The sequence below is a fragment of the Burkholderia sp. RF4-BP95 genome (genome assembly GCF_001521985.1).
Classification (GTDB): domain Bacteria; phylum Pseudomonadota; class Gammaproteobacteria; order Burkholderiales; family Burkholderiaceae; genus Burkholderia; species Burkholderia diffusa.
This window is the reverse complement of the sequence record NZ_LOSX01000018.1, coordinates 795,948-815,353: the sequence shown is the minus strand read 5'-3', so window position 1 is coordinate 815,353 and position 19,406 is coordinate 795,948. Positions and strand designations below refer to the sequence as shown.

Sequence of the window (19,406 nt, the reverse complement as noted above, 5' to 3'; positions counted from 1 at the left end):
ACGCCGGTTGACAGAAAGCACCATGTTGCCGGGCGCCCTGCCCCCGGCAACCTTCGACGACGCGCACGCGGCACGCATGCCCGTCGTCATCCGCCACGTTCGGCCGCGCTCAGCGCGCGGCCGCCGTCGCCTTGCGGAGTTTCGCGACGTCCGCCGCCTGCACGGCCGGCGCGCCGTTGTTCCAGCCGGCGCGCATGAACGTCAGCACGTCGGCGATCTGCTGGTCGTTCAGCTGGTTCGCGAACGCCGGCATCGGATACGCGGACGGCACGCCGCCGATTACGAGCGACTCGCTGCCGTTCAACGTCACGTTGATCAGCGACGATGCATCGGCCTCGAGCACGTTCGGATTGCCCGCGAGCGGCGCGAGCAGCGGCGCGTAACCGCGACCGTCCGCGCCATGGCAATTCATGCAGAAAGCGTTATACACCTTTGCGCCCGGATCGTTCGCCGGCCGGCCCAACGCGACCTGCGTCGGTTTCGGGTCGTAACGGTAAGGCGGCGCGCCCGTGCCGCCCGCCGCCGGCAGCGATTTCAAATAGCGCGAGATCGCCGCGAGATCCTCGTCGGTCAGCTCCTGCGTGCTGTGGTTGATCACGCTGACCATCGAGCCGAACGCGGTCGCATGCTGGTTCGCGCCGGTCTTCAGGAACTGCGCGACATCCGCATCGCTCCAGCGGCCGAGCCCGGTATTGTGCTCGCCGGTCAGGTTCGACGCGAACCAGTTGTCGATCGGCGCGCCCGACAGGAACGCCGCCCCGCTTTCGTCCAGCGCCTTCTCCTGGAAGCCGACGCCGCGCGGCGTATGGCACGACCCGCAATGCCCGAGCCCCTGCACGAGGTACGCGCCGCGGTTCCACGTCGCGTCCTTCGCCGGCTTGTCGGTATACGGCGTCGTGTCGAGGAACACCGCGTTCCACAGCGCCAGCGGCCAGCGCATGTTGAGCGGCCACGGAATGTCGGACGCGCGGTTCGCCTGCTTCACCGGCTCGACGCCGTGCATGAAGTACGCGTAAAGCGCCTTCACGTCGTCGTCGCGCAGCTTTGCGTACGACGGATACGGCATCGCCGGATACAGGTGATGGCCGTCCTTCGCGACACCCGAGCGCAGCGCGCCCGCGAACTCGGCTTCCGTATAGCCGCCGATGCCCGTGTCCGGGTCGGGCGTGATGTTGGTCGTGTAGATCGCGCCCATCGGCGTGACCATCTTCAGGCCGCCGGCGAACGGCGCGCCGCGCGGCGCGGTGTGGCACGCCACGCAATCGCCGGCCTTCGCGAGATACGCGCCGCGTGCGACCAGCGCGCTGTCGGCGGGCGCCGTTTGCGCGGCATGCGCCGTCGTGCCGGCCATCAACGCGGACAGCGCGATCAACGATGCGCCGAGCGTGCGAGCGGCGCGATTCAGGCTGTTCGGGGTGAGGTTTCGCATGGTGTGTGTCTCCCCTCAAGCCGTCTTCAGCTGGTTGCCGACCGGGAGCTTGCGCAGCCGCGTGCCGGTCGCCGCGAAGATCGCGTTCGACAGTGCCGCCGCGGTCGCGGCGGTGCCCGGTTCGCCGATTCCGCCCGGCGCCTCGGCGCTCTTCACGAGATGCACGTCGATCGGCGGCGTCTCGTTGATGCGCATCATCCGGTAGTCGGTGAAGTTGCTCTGCACGACGCGGCCGTCCTCGATCGTGATCTCGCCATACAGCGCGCCCGTGATCCCGAAGATGATGCCGCCCTGCACCTGCGCCTCGATCGTGCCCGGATTCACGGCCATCCCGCAGTCGACCGCGCACACGGCACGCTTGATCTGCACCTCGCCACCCTCCACCGCGACGTCGATGACGATCGAGAAGAAGCTGCCGAACGCGTGCATCACCGACACGCCGCGGCCTTGCCCCTTCGGCAGCGGCGAGCCCCATCCGGCGGCCTTCGTGGCGACGTCGAGCACGTTCAACGCGCGCGGCGTCTTGCCGAGCAGCGCGCGGCGGTACTGCACGGGATCGGTCTTGGTCTGCGCGGCCAGTTCGTCGATGAAGCTCTCGACGACGAAGGTGCTGCGCGTCGGGCCGACGCCGCGCCAGAACGCGGTCGGCACGTGACGCGGCTCCTGCCGCACGTAATCGATCAACTGGTTCGGCAGGTCGTACGGCAGGTCGGTCGCGACTTCGACCGCGTCGGGGTCGACGCCGTCCTTGAACGCGGGCGGTGCGAAGCGCGCGAGGATCGACGAACCGACGATGCGGTGCTGCCACGCGACCGGCTTGCCGTTCGCGTCGAGGCCGGCCGAAATCCGGTCGTAGTAATACGGCCGATACATGTCGTGCCGGATGTCTTCCTCGCGGGTCCACACGACCTTCACCGGCGCATTGACCTGCTTGGCGATCTTCACGGCCTGGCCGATCATGTCCGTTTCGAGCCGCCGGCCGAAGCCGCCGCCGAGCAAGTGGTTGTGCACGACGATCTTTTCCGGCGGAAAGCCCGTGAGCTGCTGCACCGTGTCGCGCGCGCGCGTCGGCACCTGCGTGCCGACCCAGATCTCGCAGCCGTCGGCGCGCACGTGCACCGTGCAATTCACCGGCTCCATCGTTGCGTGCGCAAGGAGCGGCTGTTCGTAGACGGCGTCGATGCGCGTCTTCGCATTCGCGAACGCGTGGCCGACGTCGCCGTCCTTGCGCGCGACCGCGCCCTTCCCGTTCGCGGCGGCCTGCGCGAGATCGGCGACGATGTCCCTGGTCGACACCTTCGCGCCCGCACCTTCGTTCCACTTCACGACGAGCGCCGACGCGCCGCGCTTCGCGGCCCACGTGTGATCGCCGACCACCGCGACCGCGTTGTCCGCGCGCACGATCTGGCGTACGCCCGGAATCTTCCGCGCGGCCGACTCGTCGACGCTCGCGACCGTGCCGCCGAACACCGGGCTGTTCACGATCACCGCGTACAGCATGCCGGGCAGACGCACGTCGAGCCCGAACTGCGCCGTGCCGTCGACCTTCTCGGGCGAATCGAGCCGCTTCACCGGCTTGCCGATCAGCTTGAAATCGGCCGGCTGCTTCAGCGCGACGTCCTTCGGCACCGACAGCTTCGACGCGGCGTCCGCGAGCTGGCCGTACGATGCGCGCCGGCCGCTCGGGGGGTGCCGCACTTCGCCGTTTTCCGCCCGGCAGGTGGCCGGATCGACGTTCCATTGCTTCGCCGCCGCGGAAACCAGCAGCGTACGCGCGGTCGCGCCCGCGCGGCGCAGCGGTTCCCACGCGTAGCGCACCGACGTCGAGCCGCCCGTCAACTGGCCGCCGAGCAGCGGATCGAGGAACAGCTTCTCGTTGGGCGGCGCGTGGTCGAGCGTGACGTTCGACAGCGGCACTTCGAGTTCCTCGGCGATCAGCATCGGCAGCGCCGTGTAGACGCCTTGCCCCATCTCGACCTTCGGCATCACCAGCGTGACCTTGCCGCTGCGGTCGATCTGCACGAATGCGTTCGGCGCGAATACGCCGGCGCGCGCACTTTCGTCCGCATCGCCGCCGATCACCGAGCGCCGTGCGTCATCGCCCGCCGCCGGCAGGCTGAAACCGAGCAGCAAGCCGCCGCCCGCCGCCGCGCCGAGCGACATGCCCGCCTTCAGAAACAAACGGCGCGACACGCCCGCGCCGGCCGCCTTCCCTGCTTCGATGAGTCCTCGCGACATGTCACGCTCCCTTCGCAGCTTGCTTGACGGCCGCGCGAATCCGGTTGTACGTGCCGCAGCGGCAGATGTTGCCGGCCATCGCCGCGTCGATGTCGGCGTCGCTCGGGTTCGGGTTCGACGCGATCAGCGCCGTGGCCGCCATCACCTGCCCGGACTGGCAGTAGCCGCACTGAACGACGTCGAGCTCGCGCCACGCTTCCTGAACCTTCTGCCCGGCCGGGGTCGCGCCGACGGCTTCGATCGTCGTGATCCTGCGGCCCGCGACGGCCGCGACCGGCAGCACGCACGAGCGCGCGGCGACGCCGTCGAGATGGACGGTGCACGCGCCGCATTGCGCGATCCCGCAGCCGAATTTCGTGCCGGTCAGACCCACGACGTCACGCAGGACCCACAGCAGGGGCATGTCGTCGGGGGCGTCGACCGTGCGGTTCTCGCCGTTGATATTGAGGGTGACCATTCAGACTCCGGGGCCGATGTATTGGGGAAGCGGCGCGAACGATGCACCGCGTTGTCGTTGTCATTGCCGTCGCGTCATGCGTGACGGCTGCCGCGCGGCCGGGGCGGGAGCGAGCCGCGACGACGGTGCCGCGTCGTTACTCGGCCACGTCGATGCCCGACAGCACCTTGATGACGGGCGGCGCCGCGAACCAGTCGGCCGACTTCACGCGGAATTCGGCGAAATACGGGCTGGCGAGGTGCGCGTCGAACGCGGCCTGGTCGTCGTAGATTTCGTACAGGTGCAGGTTCGGCGAACCGTCCTGCTCGCGGAACAGGTCGTAGCGCCGGTTGCCCGGTTCGACGCGCGTCTTGGCGACCATGCTGCGCAATTCGGCCTCGGCGGCCTGCGCGTGTTCGGGTTTCAGGAACAGGGAAGCAATCACGTGAAGCGCCATCTTGTCACTCCTTTCGAAACGGAATCGAGCATGCCACAAGCCGGCGTCTCGCGACGCCAGCGTGCAATCGTCGTGTGTCGTCCTGCGCCGGTGTCAGGCCAGTTCGTCCGGGCCCACGCTCACGACGACCTTGCCGAAATTCTTGCCGGCGAGCAAGCCGATCAGTGCTTGCGGTGCGTCAGCCAGGTCGGGGACCACATCCTCGAGCGTCTTCACCTTGCCCTGCGCGACCCACTCAGTCATCTCCTTCAGGAACGACGCATAACCGGTCGCATAGTGATCCAGAATGATGAACCCCTGCATCCGGATGCGCTTGCGCAGGATCGTGCCCATCAACGCCGGCACGCGGTCGCGGCCGCTCGATACCGCGGTGTCGTCGTACGCCGCGTCGTTGTAATGCGCGATGATTCCGCACACCGGCACGCGCGCATGATCGTTGAGCAGCGGCCACACCGCGTCGAACACGGCACCGCCGACGTTCTCGAAATAGACGTCGATGCCGTTCGGGCAAGCGTCCTTCAGCCGGGCGGCAAATTGCGGATCGCGGTGATCGACGCACTCGTCGAAGCCGAGCGTGCCCTTCACGTACGCGACCTTGTCGGCGCCGCCCGCGACGCCGACCACGCGGCAACCCTTCAACTTTGCGATCTGGCCGACCACCGCGCCGACGGCCCCGCTCGCGGCGGCCACGACCACGGTTTCGCCGGCCTTCGGCTCGCCGATCGTCAGCAGTCCGGTGTACGCGGTGAACCCCGGCATGCCGAGCACGCCGAGCGCATGCGACGGATGCGGGAAGTCGCGGCCGAGCGGAATGAGATCGCTGCCGTCGGACAGCGAATAGTCCTGCCAGCCGCCGCCGGCGACGACCAGGTCGCCTTCGCGATACGCGGGCAGGTTCGACGCCACGACACGGCTGATCGTGCCGCCGACCATCACGTCGCCGAGTTCGACCGGCGGCGCATACGACGGCGCGTCGCTCATCCGGCCGCGCATGTACGGGTCGAGCGACAGCCAGACCGTGCGCAACAGCACCTGGCCGGCGCCGGGCGCCGGCACGTCGCCGGCCTCGGTACGGAAGTCGTTCGGGGTGGGCGCGCCGACCGGGCGCGCGTTCAGGATGATTCTGCGGTTTGCTGCCTTGCTTTGCGGCATGGGAACCTCCGTCAACAGGAAGGGACGTGCATCGGGCACGATCGGATCAACTTGTACAACCGTGATGCGTGAGGCCGCGGGCCGTGCCGGCCAATCGGCCGGCGGCGCCGCAGCCTCGCGGGTAAAGCAACGGGATTTCAGCGTAAGTAGACCAGTCGTCTAGCATTCGTTCAAAAAACAAGGCGCGCCTGCGCGCGCCCACGTTACGACTGCGCTCCGTCTGGCTCGAAGGACGGCAGGTTCAGCATCCGCCGCGTTTCGAGCATCGCGCGTTCGAGCGGTTTGCGATTCCGGTGAATCTTCTCCAGCAGCGTCGCACCCAGCCACAGCTCGTAAAGGATCGCGGCCGTATGCGCCGGATCGTCGACGCCGCTCAGCGAGCCGTCGGCCAGCCCGGCCTCGATCCCGCCCGCGAGCCGCTCGATGATCTGGCCGGTGCCGCGCCGCAGCACCGCGCGCATCGCCTCCGACAGATCGGACACTTCCGCGCCGAGCTTCACCGCGAGGCACTTGCCTTCCGGATCGTCCGCGCACTGCGTGTGCAGCCAGTTGCCCCAGTACGTCATCAGGCGCTGCGCGCCCGTGCCGGCCTGATGGCCGAGCAGGTTGTCGAGATGCGCGAGATAGCCTTCGAAATACGATTCGAGCAGCGCCTCGCCGAACGCCTCTTTCGAGCCGAAGTAATGGTAGAACGAGCCCTTCGGGATGCCCGCCGCGGCGAGAATCTCGTTCAGACCGACCGCCGAGAACCCCTTGTGGAGCATAATCGGCTTCGCGATATTCAGGATGTGCTGGCGGACTTCCGCGCCTGAAGATGCATTCATGATGGCGTATCTTAGCAACGATTAGACCGGTCGTCTAGTAACGTCGAGCCGGCAAGTTGAGCGGCACTTTACCCGAATCGCGCCGCGTCGCGGATGCGTTGTCGCCGCACCGTGGCGTCCATGTCACGCGGGTTTGGGAATGCGCTTCCTGGCGACCGGTTTCGCCGCGCGCAGGCTGCCACCCGCCGGCCGACCGGGCGCCCTGCGCACGGGCGGGCGTGATGCGCGTTCGGCACGCAATGCGTCGAGCTCGCCGACATACGCGACATTGGCCGCGCGGGCGCCGTCGAGCTGGCCTTCGAGCACGCCGCAGCGGTGCTGTGCGTCGGCCAATTGCGCCTGCAGCGCCGCGAGATCCTTGCGGTGCTGCATATCGCGCTGTTCAGCGCGCGTCGCGGCCGCGTCGAGTTCCTTTTGAACGCGCGCGGCCGCGAGCCGTTCGCGGTCGATCTCCTGAAGCGCCCGCTTCTCCGATGCACGCAAGCGTTCCTCCGCCCGGCCCGCGTCGTCGCGCAACCGGTCGAGCTGCGACGTGAAATCGGCACGCGCCTGCGCCAGCGCACGATCGGCGTCCGCATTGTCGGACTTCAACCGTTCGACCTCCGCCTGCAGCGCGCGGCGCGATGCTTCGTCGGCCGCCCTTGCCTGCTCGAGCTCCTGGATGCGCACCTGGGCCGCCAGCAGTGCGCTCGTGCGGTGCTCCAGCGCGGTTTCGGTGCGGGACAGGTCGGCCTGCGATGCAGCGACTTCCGCCTTCGCCGCCGCCCGTTCGGTTTCGACTTCGGCGCGCAGTGCATCGAGCGCTGCGGCGGCATCGGTCGTCGAGCGGCTCCACAACGCGGCGACGAGCTCGCCGGCCGCAGCCTGCAGGTCGGCCGGCAGGTCGGGATGCTCGATGCGCACCCGGCTCTTCTCCCGCAACTCCGCCCAGAACTCGCCGAGAACCGCCGTCGGCGTGCTCATGCTGCCTTTGCGCACGAGCTGGTACAGGCGGTTCGCGGTGGGCGTGATGCCGAAGCGGAAGAACATCAATGCGCAGACTTCGCGATACAGCTCGCGGGTTTTCGGGAAATCGACCTTCAGGCGGTCGATTTCGGCGATCAGGCGGGAGTCGTCGGTGGTGAGGTCGGGCATGGCGGGTTGAGTCGGTAGTTTCGTGAATAATATAACGTAAACCGTTAAATATCCAATCATGCGCCTCTTCTAGTTTGACATTATTTCTATAATGTTGATGTTTTGCGGGCGCGCTTCGTTATTTCCGAATGTCGCCTGGATGGCGCCATCAATTTTCTGGCGAGCCTGAGCCGCGGATGCTCTGCTTTGATTACGGCGGGGACTGGGGAGCTACTGGTCGACCCGCTCACCGACGTACCGGTTGGGTGGCAGGCTTGCCATCTTGGAGAAGCGTCGTGAGATCACTACAAAATGGAAGCGCATTACCGCGAACACGGCGGATGACATCACGCACGCCATGACGCACGCGCGAGCGGTATCGTGCGGAACGCGACAAACATCTATCGTTGCTGCGACGGCAAGGTTGAGCTTTCAGGCAAGGCGGATTCTCTTATCTGATGGGCGAAGTCGCCGGGCGGCAATGGTCGGTTCGCCACGTCAAGTGCCTCGGCGCACGTCAGGCCGAACGTCTGCAATACCATCGCCGCGGCTCGCTCGGGGAACCTGCCCTCGTCCCCCATCGGCTTTCGCGCCGCGCCCGCAGCCGCGTCGGCCGCGTAGGACTCCGCCGCGATCACCGCCAGGATCGTTCCCATCGTCGCAAGCACGCTCATGAACAGATCGCCGACGACAAAGCGGCGTGCCGAGATTCCTCGCTCGCCGTCCCGCCGCAAACGCTGGCCCAGCCCTTGGCCAAGCGCGCGCGCCGAAAATCCTTCCCGCATCAGGAACCGCGCCCAGAGCCGCTCGCGGCGCGCGCGCATCAGCGTGTGACGCACGCAGACGGAAACGACCTCGGCAGGATCCGACAATCCACTCGTCAGACGCTCGAGCCCGTCCGCGAAATCGTCGAACACCCACTCCGTCAGCGCGGCGAAGATGCCGTCCTTCGATTCGAAGTGGTAGTAAAACGAGCCGAACCCCACATCCGCCGCCTCGGTGATCTCGCTGATCGCCACATTGTCCCTGCCCTTTTCCGCCATCAGGCTGAACGCCGCCTGCAGCAAGCGCATGCGCGTCTCCTGCTTGCGCCGGGCGCCGCGCGGCTGGCGATGTTCCGCTTCGCCCGCTGATGCGTTCGAGCAGCGGTGCCGGACCGGTGCGTCGCCCATGAGCGCGCCTCCCTTTTTCGAAAGATTTTTTTGCATGGCGCAATTCTAGATTTTTCTCTCATACTTGACAACATTATCAGTTATGAGTCTAATCTCGGAAATCGCAGAACCGGTTCCGGCCCAGACGCCGTCCCACCCTCGCTAGCGAGCGTTGGCGACGGGTATGGCCACGTCGGCGTAAGCGCGTCTATCGCCAGGCGGCGCCGCGTCATGTTGGCAAATGGAATGGTCTGCACCCGGAACATTGGAGTCCTGATTGATCGTCCGGCGTACCGCCGCGGAGACGCTCGCGTACGTCTGCATAAACCAGGGCGACCCGTCGTGGTCGCCGAACGCTTCTTAGTTGACCCTCACTTGTCTTGGAAACATCGTGAAATCACCCGGTCCTGACGCGCGGACTTCAACGCGCCCGTTTCTGACACGCATCGCATCGCCGGTTCGGCGAACCCCAATCGCGTTCGCGTGCTGTGCGATTCTCCTCACGGCCTGCCACTCGCACGAGGCCCCCGCGCCCGAACTGCAGCCGGTGGTCGCGCTGCCGGTTCATGCGGACGACGGCGCGGTGCAGCGTGCGCTACCCGCACAGGTTCAGGCGCGATATTCGACGCCGCTGTCGTTTCGGGTCGGCGGCAAGCTCGTTGAGCGGCGCGTGCGCATCGGCGACACCGTCAAGGCCGGCCAGATCCTTGCGATGCTCGATCCGGCGGATCTGCACAACACGCTGCTGAACGCACGCGCCCAGCTCGATGCCGCCGAGCATCGCGTTACCTATGCGAAGCAGCAGCTGGATCGCGACCGCGCCCAGGCTCAGGCCAACCTGATCGCACCCGCGCAACTCGAGACGACGCAGGACGCGTATGCATCGGCGGTCGCGCAACGCGATTCCGCCCTTGCGCAAATGGCGCTCGCGGGCGATCACCTGCGCTACGCGACGCTGATTGCGGATCACGACGGCGTCATCACGTCGGAAGACGCAGATACCGGGCAGAACGTTGAACCCGGCCAGGCGGTGTTTCATCTGGACTGGAGCGGGGACCTCGACATCGTCTGTGACGTCGCGGAGCGCGACCTGCGCGATCTCGCGGTCGGCCGCACCGCACACGTCAGCCTGACGGCATTGCCGGGCAAGGTGCTGGACGCACGCGTGCGCGAAGTCGCGGCGGCCGCCGATCCGCAAAGCCGCACCTGGCGCGTGAAGCTGACGCTGCTCGCACCGGGGCCGGACGTGCGCTCCGGGATGACCGCCAGCATCACGTTCGACGGCGCCGCCGACATCGCCGCCGACCACGCGATCACGCTGCCGGCCACCGCGCTCTTTCATCGCGGCGACGCGCCGGCCGTCTGGGTCGTCCGCAAGGGCAGCGATACGCTGGAGCTGCGCCCGGTGTCTGTCGGACGCTACGACGAACGCACGATCACCGTCACGTCGGGGCTCGCGGACAACGAACGTGTCGTGATGCAAGGCGTTCATACGGTCAGTACCGGCCAGCACGTCCGCGTCGTGCCGCCGCTGCATGCGGAGGACTTCGCGTCATGAATGCTCCGGAACATCGCCCCTCGACCGACGGCGCGCTCGGAACCGGCGCGGCATCGCACGACGACGGCCGTTTCAACCTCTCCGCATGGGCGCTGAAGCATCAGCAACTGGTGATCTTCCTCATCGGCCTCGCGACGATCTTCGGCGTGATCGGCTATACGCGCCTCGCACAATCGGAGGACCCGCCGTTCACGTTCCGCACCATGGTGATCCAGACCTACTGGCCCGGCGCCACGGCGCGCGAGGTGCAGGAACAGGTCACCGACCGGATCGGCCGCCAGCTTCAGGCCGCGCCGTACGTCGACAACATCAAGAGTTATTCGCGGCCCGGCGAGTCGATGATCTTCTTCGCGATGAAGGATTCGGCGCCGGTCGACCAGGTGCCGGAAACCTGGTACCAGGTGCGCAAGAAAGTCGGCGACATCCGTGCGACGCTGCCCAAGGGCGTCGTCGGCCCGTTCTTCAACGACGAATTCGGTGACGTCTACACCAACATCTATGCGCTCGAAGGCGACGGCTACTCGCCCGCGCAACTGCACGACTACGCGGACAAGCTGCGCACCGTGCTGCTGCGCGTGCCGGGCGTCGCGAAGGTCGACTACTTCGGCGATCCCGCCCAGCACGTGTTCGTCGAAATCTCGAATGCGCAGCTGACACGCCTCGCCATCACACCGCAGCAGCTCGCGCAGGCCATCGACGCGCAAAACGCCGTCGCCCCGGTCGGCACGATCACGACGGCCGACGATCGCGTGTTCGTGCGACCGAGCGGTGCATTCAAGGACACGCAGGCGCTCGCCGACATGCTCGTCACGGTGAACGGCCGGACCTTCCGGCTCGGCGACGTCGCAAAGGTCACGCGCGGTTACGACGATCCGCCCGTCACGCAGATGCGTACGAACGGTCACGCGGTGCTCGGCATCGGTGTGACGATGCAGAAAGGCGGTGACGTGATCGACCTCGGCAAGGCGCTCGATGCGAAGGCGGCCGAGTTGCAGGCCGGCTTGCCGGCCGGTCTGAAGTTGACCGCGGTGTCGAGCATGCCGCATGCGGTCAAGCATTCGGTGGACGACTTCGTCGAAGCGGTCGGCGAAGCCGTCGCGATCGTGCTCGTCGTCAGCCTCGTGTCGCTCGGCTTGCGCACCGGCATGGTCGTCGTCATCACGATTCCGATCGTGCTCGCCGTGACGGCGCTGTGCATGCACGCGTTCGGCATCGGCCTCGACAAGGTGTCGCTCGGCACGCTGGTCCTCGCGCTCGGGCTGCTCGTGGACGATGCGATCATCGCCGTCGAGATGATGGCGGTGAAACTCGAGCAGGGCTGGAGCCGTGCACGCGCCGCGGCATTCGCGTACACGAGCACGGCGTTCCCGATGCTCACGGGGACGCTCGTCACCGTGTCGGGCTTCCTGCCGATCGCACTCGCGAAATCGAGCACCGGCGAATACACGCGCTCGATCTTCGAGGTATCGGCGATCTCGCTGATCGTGTCCTGGTTCGCGGCCGTCGTGCTGGTGCCGCTGCTCGGCTACCACATGCTGCCCGAGCACGCGCATCGCGACGGTCACGCGCATGGCGACGAGGTGTACGACACGGGCTTCTACCGCCGGCTGTCCGGCTGGATTTCGGTCTGCATCGAGCGCCGCTGGGTGGTGCTCGGCGTCACCGCCGTGCTGTTCGCGATCGCGATGGCCGCGTTCTCGCGCGTGCCGCAACAGTTCTTCCCGAATTCCGAGCGGCCCGAACTGCTCGTCGACATGCGCTTGCCGGAAGGCGCGTCGTTCGATGCGACGCTACGTGAAGCAAAGCGGCTCGAAAAGGTGCTCGACGGCCGGCCTGAAATCGGCCATGTCGTCGACTTCGTCGGCACCGGTGCACCGCGCTTCTATCTGCCGCTCGATCAACAGCTCCAGCAGCCGAACTTCGCTCAATTCGTGATCACGGCCAAGGATGTCGAGGCGCGCGAGCGGCTGTCGCACTGGCTCGAAACGACGCTCGCAAGCCGCTTCCCGACCGTGCGCACGCGCGTCGCGCGGCTCGAGAACGGGCCGCCCGTCGGCTTCCCGATCAAGTTCCGGGTGAGCGGCGACGACATCGCCACCGTCCGCGGCATCGCCGAAAAAGTGGCGGACAAGGTCCGCGCCGACGCCCGCACACGCAACGTGCAATTCGACTGGGACGAACCGGCCGAGCGATCGGTCTCGTTCGAGATCGACCAGCTCAAGGCACGCCAGCTCGGCGTGACGTCGGAGGACGTGTCGGGTTTCCTTGCGATGACGCTGTCCGGCTACACCGTCACGCAGTATCGCGAGCGCGACAAGCTCATCGACGTCGATCTGCGCGCGCCAAGGAGCGAACGCATCGATCCGTCGAGGCTCGCCGGCCTGGCGATCCCGACGCCGCACGGTCCGGTGCCGCTCGGCACGATCGGCCATGTGCGCGACACGCTCGAATATGGCGTGATCTGGGAACGCGACCGCCAGCCGACGGTCACCGTGCAAGCTGACGTGCGCGGCGAAGCGCCGAGCATCGGCGTGACGCGCGACCTCGACGCCGCGCTGGCAACGCTTCGCGCCACGCTGCCGGCCGGTTACCGGATCGAGGTCGGCGGCGCGGCCGAGGAAAGCATGAAGGGCCAGACGTCGATCAATGCGCAGATGCCGCTCATGATCGTCGCGGTGCTGACGCTGTTGATGATTCAGCTCAAGCGCTTCTCGCGCACCTTCATCGTCGTGCTGACGGCACCGCTCGGCCTGATCGGCGTCGTGGCCGCACTGCTGCTGTTCGGCAAGCCGTTCGGCTTCGTCGCGCTGCTCGGCGTGATCGCGATGTTCGGGATCATCATGCGCAACTCAGTGATCCTGATCGATCAGATCGACCAGGACATCGCAGCCGGGCAGCCACGCTTCGCCGCGATCGTGGGTGCGACCGTGCGCCGCTTCCGGCCGATCATGCTGACCGCCGCCGCCGCCGTGTTCGCGCTGATTCCGCTGTTGCGTTCCGGCTTCTTCGGCCCGATGGCCACCGCGCTGATGGGCGGCATCACGATCGCGACGGTGTTGACCATCTTCTTCCTGCCGGCGCTCTACGCGACCTGCTTCAAGGTGCGCGCCGACGAACGCGAGTCGCGCGCAATGGACGTCGCGTCCTCGGAGACATGCTGATGAAACTCTCTCGTATCACATCGGTGCTGGCCGCCAGCGCGGCGCTTGGCCTGGGCGGCTGTGCGATGGCCCCGGACAGTACGCCGCCCGCGATGCCGTCGCCGGCACACTACGGTGCGACGCCTCAGGCGCCGCGCACCGCCGAGGCGGCGGGCGTCGCGCAGCAATTCGACGTCGGCGCCGCGCCCGTCCCGCAATGGTGGCGCCTGTATCGCTCCAGCGTGCTCGACGCGCTGGTCGATGAAGGCTTGCGCGCGAACCCGACGCTGGCCGCGACGGAAAAGACGCTCGCCGCCGCGCAGGAGGAACTGCGCGCGCAGATCGGCGCGTCGACCCTGCCGTCGATCGACGCGAACGCGCAGGTAGCCCGCACGCGCACGCCGGACATCTCCGGCGCAGGCGCGCAAAGCCTGCGCTACAACGTATTCGTCGGACAACTGCAGGCGCACTACACCTTCGACCTGTTCGGCGCCACGCGATACGCGAACGAAGCGAGCGCCGCACGCGTCGACGTGCGCGGTTGCGAGCTCGAAGCGGCAAGGCGTGCGCTGGCAGCCAACATCGTCGGCACCGCCATCCGCGCCGCGACGCTCGACCGCCAGATCCTGCTGACGGAGCGCCTGGTCGCCGTCGCCGAGGCATCCGCACTCGAAGACCAGCAGCGTTACGCGTTCGGTGCGGTATCCCACGTGCAGGCGCTGGCGTCGACGCAGGGCGCGGCGTCGCTTGCCGCGACGCTGCCGCCGCTGCGCCAGCAACGCGCGAGCGCGGTTCACGCGCTGGCGATCCTGCTGGGCCGCACGCCCGACGCGCCGCCACCGGTCCCGTCCTTCACCGGGCTGACGCTGCCGGAACATGTGCCCGTGGCGGTGCCGTCCGACCTGCTGAAGGCACGTCCGGACATCCGCGCGGCCGCGGCAGCCGTGAAGGCGGCATCGGCGGACGTCGGCGAGGCGACCGCCCAGTTGTTCCCAAGCCTGTCGCTCACCGCGACGATGGGGCGCGGCGGCTTCAGCTGGCCGGCGCTGTTGTCGGGGGCGGGCGGGCTGTGGGCCGTCGGCGCAGGGCTGTCGCAGCCGATCTTCCACGGCGGCGCATTGCTGGCGCACCGGCGGGCGACGCGCGATGCGTACGACGCCACAGTGCTGCAGTACAAGGCGGCGGTGCTGTCCGCATTCGGTGACGTCGCGGATTCGCTCGCCGCGCTGGACAACGACGCGCAAGCGCTGGCCGCGAACGAACTCGCGGCGCGCGCCGCAGGCGAGGCGTTCCAAGAAACGGCGCAACGCCGCACGCTGGGTGCCGTTCCGATGTCCGCGCAACGGTCGAGCGAGCAGACCTATTTGAACGCGGAGCTCGATGCGGTGCGTGCCGCGAGCCGCCGGATGACCGATACGGCGGCGCTGCTGCAGGCAATGGGCGAACTGCCGCCCGGCGCCGGCACGACGGTCGCGGCCCGGCAGTAGCCGCTGCTTGAGTCCGCGGACCGGCCCGTGCCTTCGGGTCGCACCGGTCCGCAATCCCGAAGCCCGATGCCCGGCGTACCGTGCATCGCGCGGTGCCGGCCTTCGTTACCCGCATGATTGATTCCCGATGAAATCCGACAACCTGGTCGCCTGCCACGAATGCGACCTGCTGCTTCAGCGTCCGCCGCGCCTGCGCGCACTGACGGCACACTGCCCGAGATGCCGCGCGCGCGTGAGCGGTGCGGCGCACGGCCGCCGCGCCCTCGACCGGATGTGCGCGTTGACGGTTGCCGCGCTGGCGACGTGTTGCATCGCGCAGGCCTTCCCGATCGTCGCGCTCGATGCTGCCGGCATTGCGTCGCACGCGACGCTCGCCGACGCGGTTCGCGCGCTATGGTCGAACGATCAACCGCTGGTGGCTGCGCTCGTGTTCTGCACGACGATGCTGTTTCCGATACTCGAGCTGGCGGCATGGCTGTACCTGCTCGTGCCGTTGCGTGCGGGCCGCGTACCGCGCCAGTTCGCGCCGGTGCTGCGCGCCATTCACCGATTGCGGCCGTGGAGCATGGTCGAGGTGCTGATGCTCGGCGTGCTCATCACGATCGTCAAACTGATGAGCCTCGCACACGTACTTGCCGGGCCTGCGCTATTCGCGTTCGCCGGGCTCACCGTGATGCTCTGCGTGTTGTCGACGATCGAACCGGCCCGACTGTGGGAAGCGCACGAGGAACTCGCCGCTCTGCAGCCGGGCGACACCGACCATACGAAGCCGCCCCGCTCCGACATGACGCGACATGCGTCGCCCCGGACAACCGAAAGCAGCGGATCGGCGGGCATGACGGCGCGCACCGCGGGATTGATCGCCTGTCACCACTGCGCGCGCGTGCAGCCGGTCCACGCGTGCGGCCGGCGCTGCACGCGCTGCGGTTCGCCGCTGCACGCACGCCGCCCGCGCAGCGCCGCCCGCACCGGCGCGCTCGTCGCCGCCGCCGCCCTGCTTTACATCCCGGCGAACCTGTTGCCGGTCATGCACGCGACCTCGCTCGGCCGAGCCGAGGACGACACGATCCTCGGCGGCGTCGCGTACTTCTGGACGTCCGGCGACTGGCTGCTCGCCGCGATCGTGTTCATCGCGAGTGTGCTCGTGCCGATGCTCAAGCTCGCGATCCTCGCATTTCAGGCGATCGCCGCCCATCGCGGCGTGCAATGGCGGCCGCTCGAACGAGCGCGGCTGCATCGCCTGGTCGAGCGCGTGGGCCGCTGGTCGATGCTCGACGTATTCGTCGTCGCGCTCACGATTGCACTCGTGCATTTCGGCTCGTTCGCCGACATCACACCCGGCCCCGGCGCGCTCGCGTTCGGCGCCGTGGTCGTGCTGACCATGTGTGCGTCGATGCAGTTCGATCCGCGGCTCATCTGGGACGGTGCGCCGCGCGCGGCCGCCGCCCACCCCCAACCCTGAACCGGCTCAAGCACTCGCTTTCTCGCGAATTCCAACACGATGTTTCCGTTCGATTTTCCTCCCCCTGAGATCCGGCCGCGCAGCCGCTGGATTCCGTCTCTCGTCTGGATCGTGCCGCTCGTGTGCGCGCTGATCGGGCTGTCGCTCGTGATCCGGACCGTTGCCGCGACCGGCCCGACGATCACGGTCACGTTCGCCAACGCCGAAGGCCTCGAAGCCGGCAAGACCAAGGTCCGCTACAAGGACGTCGATATCGGCTCCGTCCAGGCCATTACGCTCACTCCCGACTTCAAGCGCGTGATCGTCACCATTCAACTGACGCGCGATGCCGCACGCTTCGCGAACCGCGACACGCGGTTCTGGGTCGTCCGACCGCGCGTCGGTGCCACCGGCATTTCCGGCCTCGGCACGCTGCTGTCAGGCGCATTCATCGGCGCGGATCTCGGCCGCTCGCCGCAGAAGCAGACAGATTTCACCGGCCTCGAAACGCCGCCTGCCGTCACCGCGGACCAGCAGGGCCGACGCTACGTGCTGCACGGCGACTCGCTGGGCTCGATCGACATCGGTTCGCCTGTGTTCTATCGGCATCTGCAGGTCGGTCAGGTCGTCGGCTTCTCGCTCGACAAGGACGGTACCGGCGTCGACGTGCAGGCGTTCGTGAAGGCGCCCTACGACAAGTACGTCGGCGTCAATACGCGCTGGTGGCACGCAAGCGGCGTGGATCTGCGGCTCGATTCGAGCGGCCTGAAACTCAACACGCAGTCGCTGGCGACGGTGATCGTCGGCGGTCTCGCGTTTCAGTCTCCGCCTGGACAAGCGGACGCGCCGCAGGCCGCCGACAATGCACCGTTCCGGCTCGCCCCCGACGAAGCCGACGCGATGCGCGACCCCGACGGCACGCCGCTGATGGTCGTCATGCGCTTCGACCAGTCGCTGCGCGGGCTGTCGGTCGGCGCGCCGGTCGATCTGCGGGGCATCGCGCTCGGTCAGGTCACGAACATCGGCATCGAGTACAACGAACACTCGCGCAACTTCAGCATGAAGGTCACGATGGCGCTGTATCCGTCGCGACTGAGCCGGCACAGTGATACGGCGCTTCCCGCGCCCGATACGGCCGGCGGCCACGAACTGATCGAGCACCTGGTGGTCCAGGGGCTGCGCGGGCAGTTGCGCACGGGCAGCCTGCTGACCGGTCAGCTCTACGTAGCGCTCGACATGTTCCCGAAGGCGCCGCGCGCGACCGTTGACGCGCGCCGTACGCCGGTCGAGCTACCGACCGTGCCCAATACGCTCGACGAACTGCAGGTGCAGATCGCCGACATCGCGCGCAAGCTCGATCAGGTTCCGTTCGACCGGATCGGCAACAATCTGAACGGCGCGCTGGCGCATGCGAACCAGTTGTTCGGCCACCTCGACGAGCAGGTCGTGCCGCAGGCGCGTGACACGCTCGCCGCCGCGCAACGCACATTCAATGCGGCCGAGTCGACGTTGCGGCAGGATTCGCCGATGCAGTCGGACGTGCATGAGGCGATGCAGTCGCTCACGCATACGCTGCAGTCGTTGAACGCGCTCGCGGACTATCTGGAACGTCATCCCGAATCGCTGCTGTTCGGTAACAAGGGAGACCACCAATGAAAGCGCGTTCTTTTGGTCGGCTTCGCATGTCGGCGCGCATCGCGACGTGCGTCGTACTCGCGGCGCTGAGTTCGTGCGGTTCGCCGCCGGTGCATTTCCATACCCTCGCGGTGGCAGACGATGCGGGTGTCGAGGCCACCGCCGCGCATCCCGCATGGTTGATCGACATTCAGGCCGTGCACGTCGCGGCGCCGGCGGACGGCAACCGGCTCGTCGTGCAGCGCGGCCCCCAGCGGGCCGACATCCTGGAGCAGGAGCGCTGGGCCGCGCCGCTCGGCGACGAGATGCGCGGCGGACTATCGACACGCATCGCGTCCGCGCTCGGCACGATCGATGTTCACCGCGTCGCCCACCCGGACGGCACGCCCGTCTACCGGGTCGCGGTGGACATGCAGCATGTCGAGTCGTGGCCGGCGTCGCACGTGTTGCTCGATGCCGCCTGGAGCGTGAATTCCGCGGCCGGACAGCCGGCGCTGACGTGCCGCAGCATCGTTCGGGCCGATACGTCGGCGGGCTACGATGCACTCGTCGATGCGTATCGCCGCGCGCTCGATTCGCTCGCGCTCCGGATCGCCGCGGGGATCCGGGCGGAAGTCTCGCACGTTGCGCCGCCTGCCGGATGCCGGACGTGAACGCTCGAATTTCCGTCAACATGGACAACGCAGGATGAAACGCACGCGCCTCACTCGCGAGCAACGCAGGCTCGACACCCGCGAACGGCTCATCGCCACCGCTCGCGCACTGTTCATCGCGAAAGGCTTTGCCGATACGAGTGTCGAACATATCGCAGAGGGCGCCGGCTACACGCGCGGCGCGTTCTATGCACACTTCGAACACAAGCGCGAACCGTTGATCGAGATCCTTCGCCGTGACCATGATCGAATGATCAAGAGGCTTCGGCTGGCGGCGCCGGAAGGCGACGGTTACTGCACCGTCACCGCCGCCGCGGATATCGCCGCCGGCTGGGAATGCTTCCCGCTGTGGGTCGAGGTGTATCTGTACGCCCTGCGCGATGCCGGATTCCGGCAAATCATGGACAGCATGCACGCCGAACGGGTCGCGCCACCGAACGCGGCAAGCGGCGCGGCGGGCCCCTCCGACCGCATGTCATCGTCGGACGAACTGGCGGCGGTGCTTGGCGTCACGCTGTTGCGTACAGGCGCTCGGCGCGACGAGCCGACGTAGTACGCCGCGATGTGCATGCCCTGCTGCCCGTCTTTAACGCGCGCCGGCTGGGCGGTGCCCGACTGGTTAACCGACCCGGTCAACTGATGGGTACCGCACGAGCACTCGGGGTGGCGTGGGCACCGCCTGCGCCGCCCCG

Annotated in this window: 15 protein-coding genes; 7 read left to right on the top strand and 8 right to left on the bottom strand. The window is 67.6% G+C overall.

Annotated elements, in window-relative coordinates:
- Positions 1–109: 109 nt before the first annotated feature.
- The 8 genes from WS46_RS08265 to WS46_RS08230 form a co-directional block, all read right to left on the bottom strand.
- Positions 110–1,429, bottom strand: coding sequence for a cytochrome c (locus WS46_RS08265; RefSeq protein WP_059690082.1), 1,320 nt, complete (start codon positions 1,427–1,429; stop codon positions 110–112).
- Positions 1,430–1,444: 15 nt separating this feature from the next.
- Complete coding sequence (locus WS46_RS08260) at positions 1,445–3,667, bottom strand: xanthine dehydrogenase family protein molybdopterin-binding subunit (protein ID WP_059690081.1); 2,223 nt, start codon at positions 3,665–3,667, stop codon at positions 1,445–1,447.
- 1 nt (position 3,668) lies between these two features.
- Positions 3,669–4,124 (bottom strand): (2Fe-2S)-binding protein, encoded by a 456-nt coding sequence (locus WS46_RS08255; protein ID WP_059525474.1) that lies wholly within the window; start codon positions 4,122–4,124, stop codon positions 3,669–3,671.
- Between the two features lie 136 nt (positions 4,125–4,260).
- The gene (locus tag WS46_RS08250) at positions 4,261–4,560 is read right to left on the bottom strand and encodes a putative quinol monooxygenase (protein WP_059525472.1); all 300 of its coding nucleotides are present in this window, start codon (positions 4,558–4,560) and stop codon (positions 4,261–4,263) included.
- 93 nt (positions 4,561–4,653) lie between these two features.
- Complete coding sequence (locus WS46_RS08245; RefSeq protein WP_059690080.1) at positions 4,654–5,712, bottom strand: NADP-dependent oxidoreductase; 1,059 nt, start codon at positions 5,710–5,712, stop codon at positions 4,654–4,656.
- 203 nt (positions 5,713–5,915) lie between these two features.
- A complete protein-coding gene (locus WS46_RS08240; protein WP_059525468.1) occupies positions 5,916–6,536 on the bottom strand; it encodes a TetR/AcrR family transcriptional regulator in 621 nt (206 codons plus the stop codon).
- A gap of 123 nt (positions 6,537–6,659) precedes the next feature.
- Positions 6,660–7,670 carry a DNA-binding protein gene (locus WS46_RS08235; RefSeq protein ID WP_059690079.1) on the bottom strand — a complete coding sequence of 337 codons (1,011 nt, stop codon included), beginning with the start codon at positions 7,668–7,670 and terminating at the stop codon, positions 6,660–6,662.
- Positions 7,671–8,050: 380 nt separating this feature from the next.
- Positions 8,051–8,821 carry a TetR/AcrR family transcriptional regulator gene (locus WS46_RS08230; RefSeq protein ID WP_257129937.1) on the bottom strand — a complete coding sequence of 257 codons (771 nt, stop codon included), beginning with the start codon at positions 8,819–8,821 and terminating at the stop codon, positions 8,051–8,053.
- 370 nt (positions 8,822–9,191) lie between these two features.
- On the opposite strand from WS46_RS08230, the gene WS46_RS08225 reads away from it, so the two are divergent.
- The 7 genes from WS46_RS08225 (at position 9,192) to WS46_RS08195 (ending at position 19,267) form a co-directional block, all read left to right on the top strand.
- Complete coding sequence (locus tag WS46_RS08225) at positions 9,192–10,358, top strand: efflux RND transporter periplasmic adaptor subunit (protein WP_059690078.1); 1,167 nt, start codon at positions 9,192–9,194, stop codon at positions 10,356–10,358.
- Entirely contained in the window at positions 10,355–13,519 is a 3,165-nt protein-coding gene (locus WS46_RS08220; RefSeq protein WP_059690077.1) for an efflux RND transporter permease subunit, read from the top strand. Before WS46_RS08225 ends, WS46_RS08220 begins: the two co-directional genes overlap by 4 nt.
- Positions 13,519–14,985, top strand: coding sequence for an efflux transporter outer membrane subunit (locus WS46_RS08215; protein WP_059690227.1), 1,467 nt, complete (start codon positions 13,519–13,521; stop codon positions 14,983–14,985). The genes WS46_RS08220 and WS46_RS08215 overlap by 1 nt, the downstream gene beginning before the upstream one ends.
- Positions 14,986–15,112: 127 nt before the next feature.
- The gene (locus WS46_RS08210; protein WP_059690076.1) at positions 15,113–16,447 is read left to right on the top strand and encodes a paraquat-inducible protein A; all 1,335 of its coding nucleotides are present in this window, start codon (positions 15,113–15,115) and stop codon (positions 16,445–16,447) included.
- A gap of 39 nt (positions 16,448–16,486) precedes the next feature.
- Entirely contained in the window at positions 16,487–18,082 is a 1,596-nt protein-coding gene (locus WS46_RS08205) for an intermembrane transport protein PqiB (protein WP_059690075.1), read from the top strand.
- Between the two features lie 26 nt (positions 18,083–18,108).
- A complete protein-coding gene (locus tag WS46_RS08200; RefSeq protein ID WP_257129933.1) occupies positions 18,109–18,714 on the top strand; it encodes a membrane integrity-associated transporter subunit PqiC in 606 nt (201 codons plus the stop codon).
- 34 nt (positions 18,715–18,748) lie between these two features.
- On the top strand, positions 18,749–19,267 hold the full coding sequence (locus tag WS46_RS08195) for a TetR/AcrR family transcriptional regulator (protein WP_059690074.1): 519 nt from the start codon (positions 18,749–18,751) through the stop codon (positions 19,265–19,267).
- Positions 19,268–19,406: the final 139 nt, after the last annotated feature.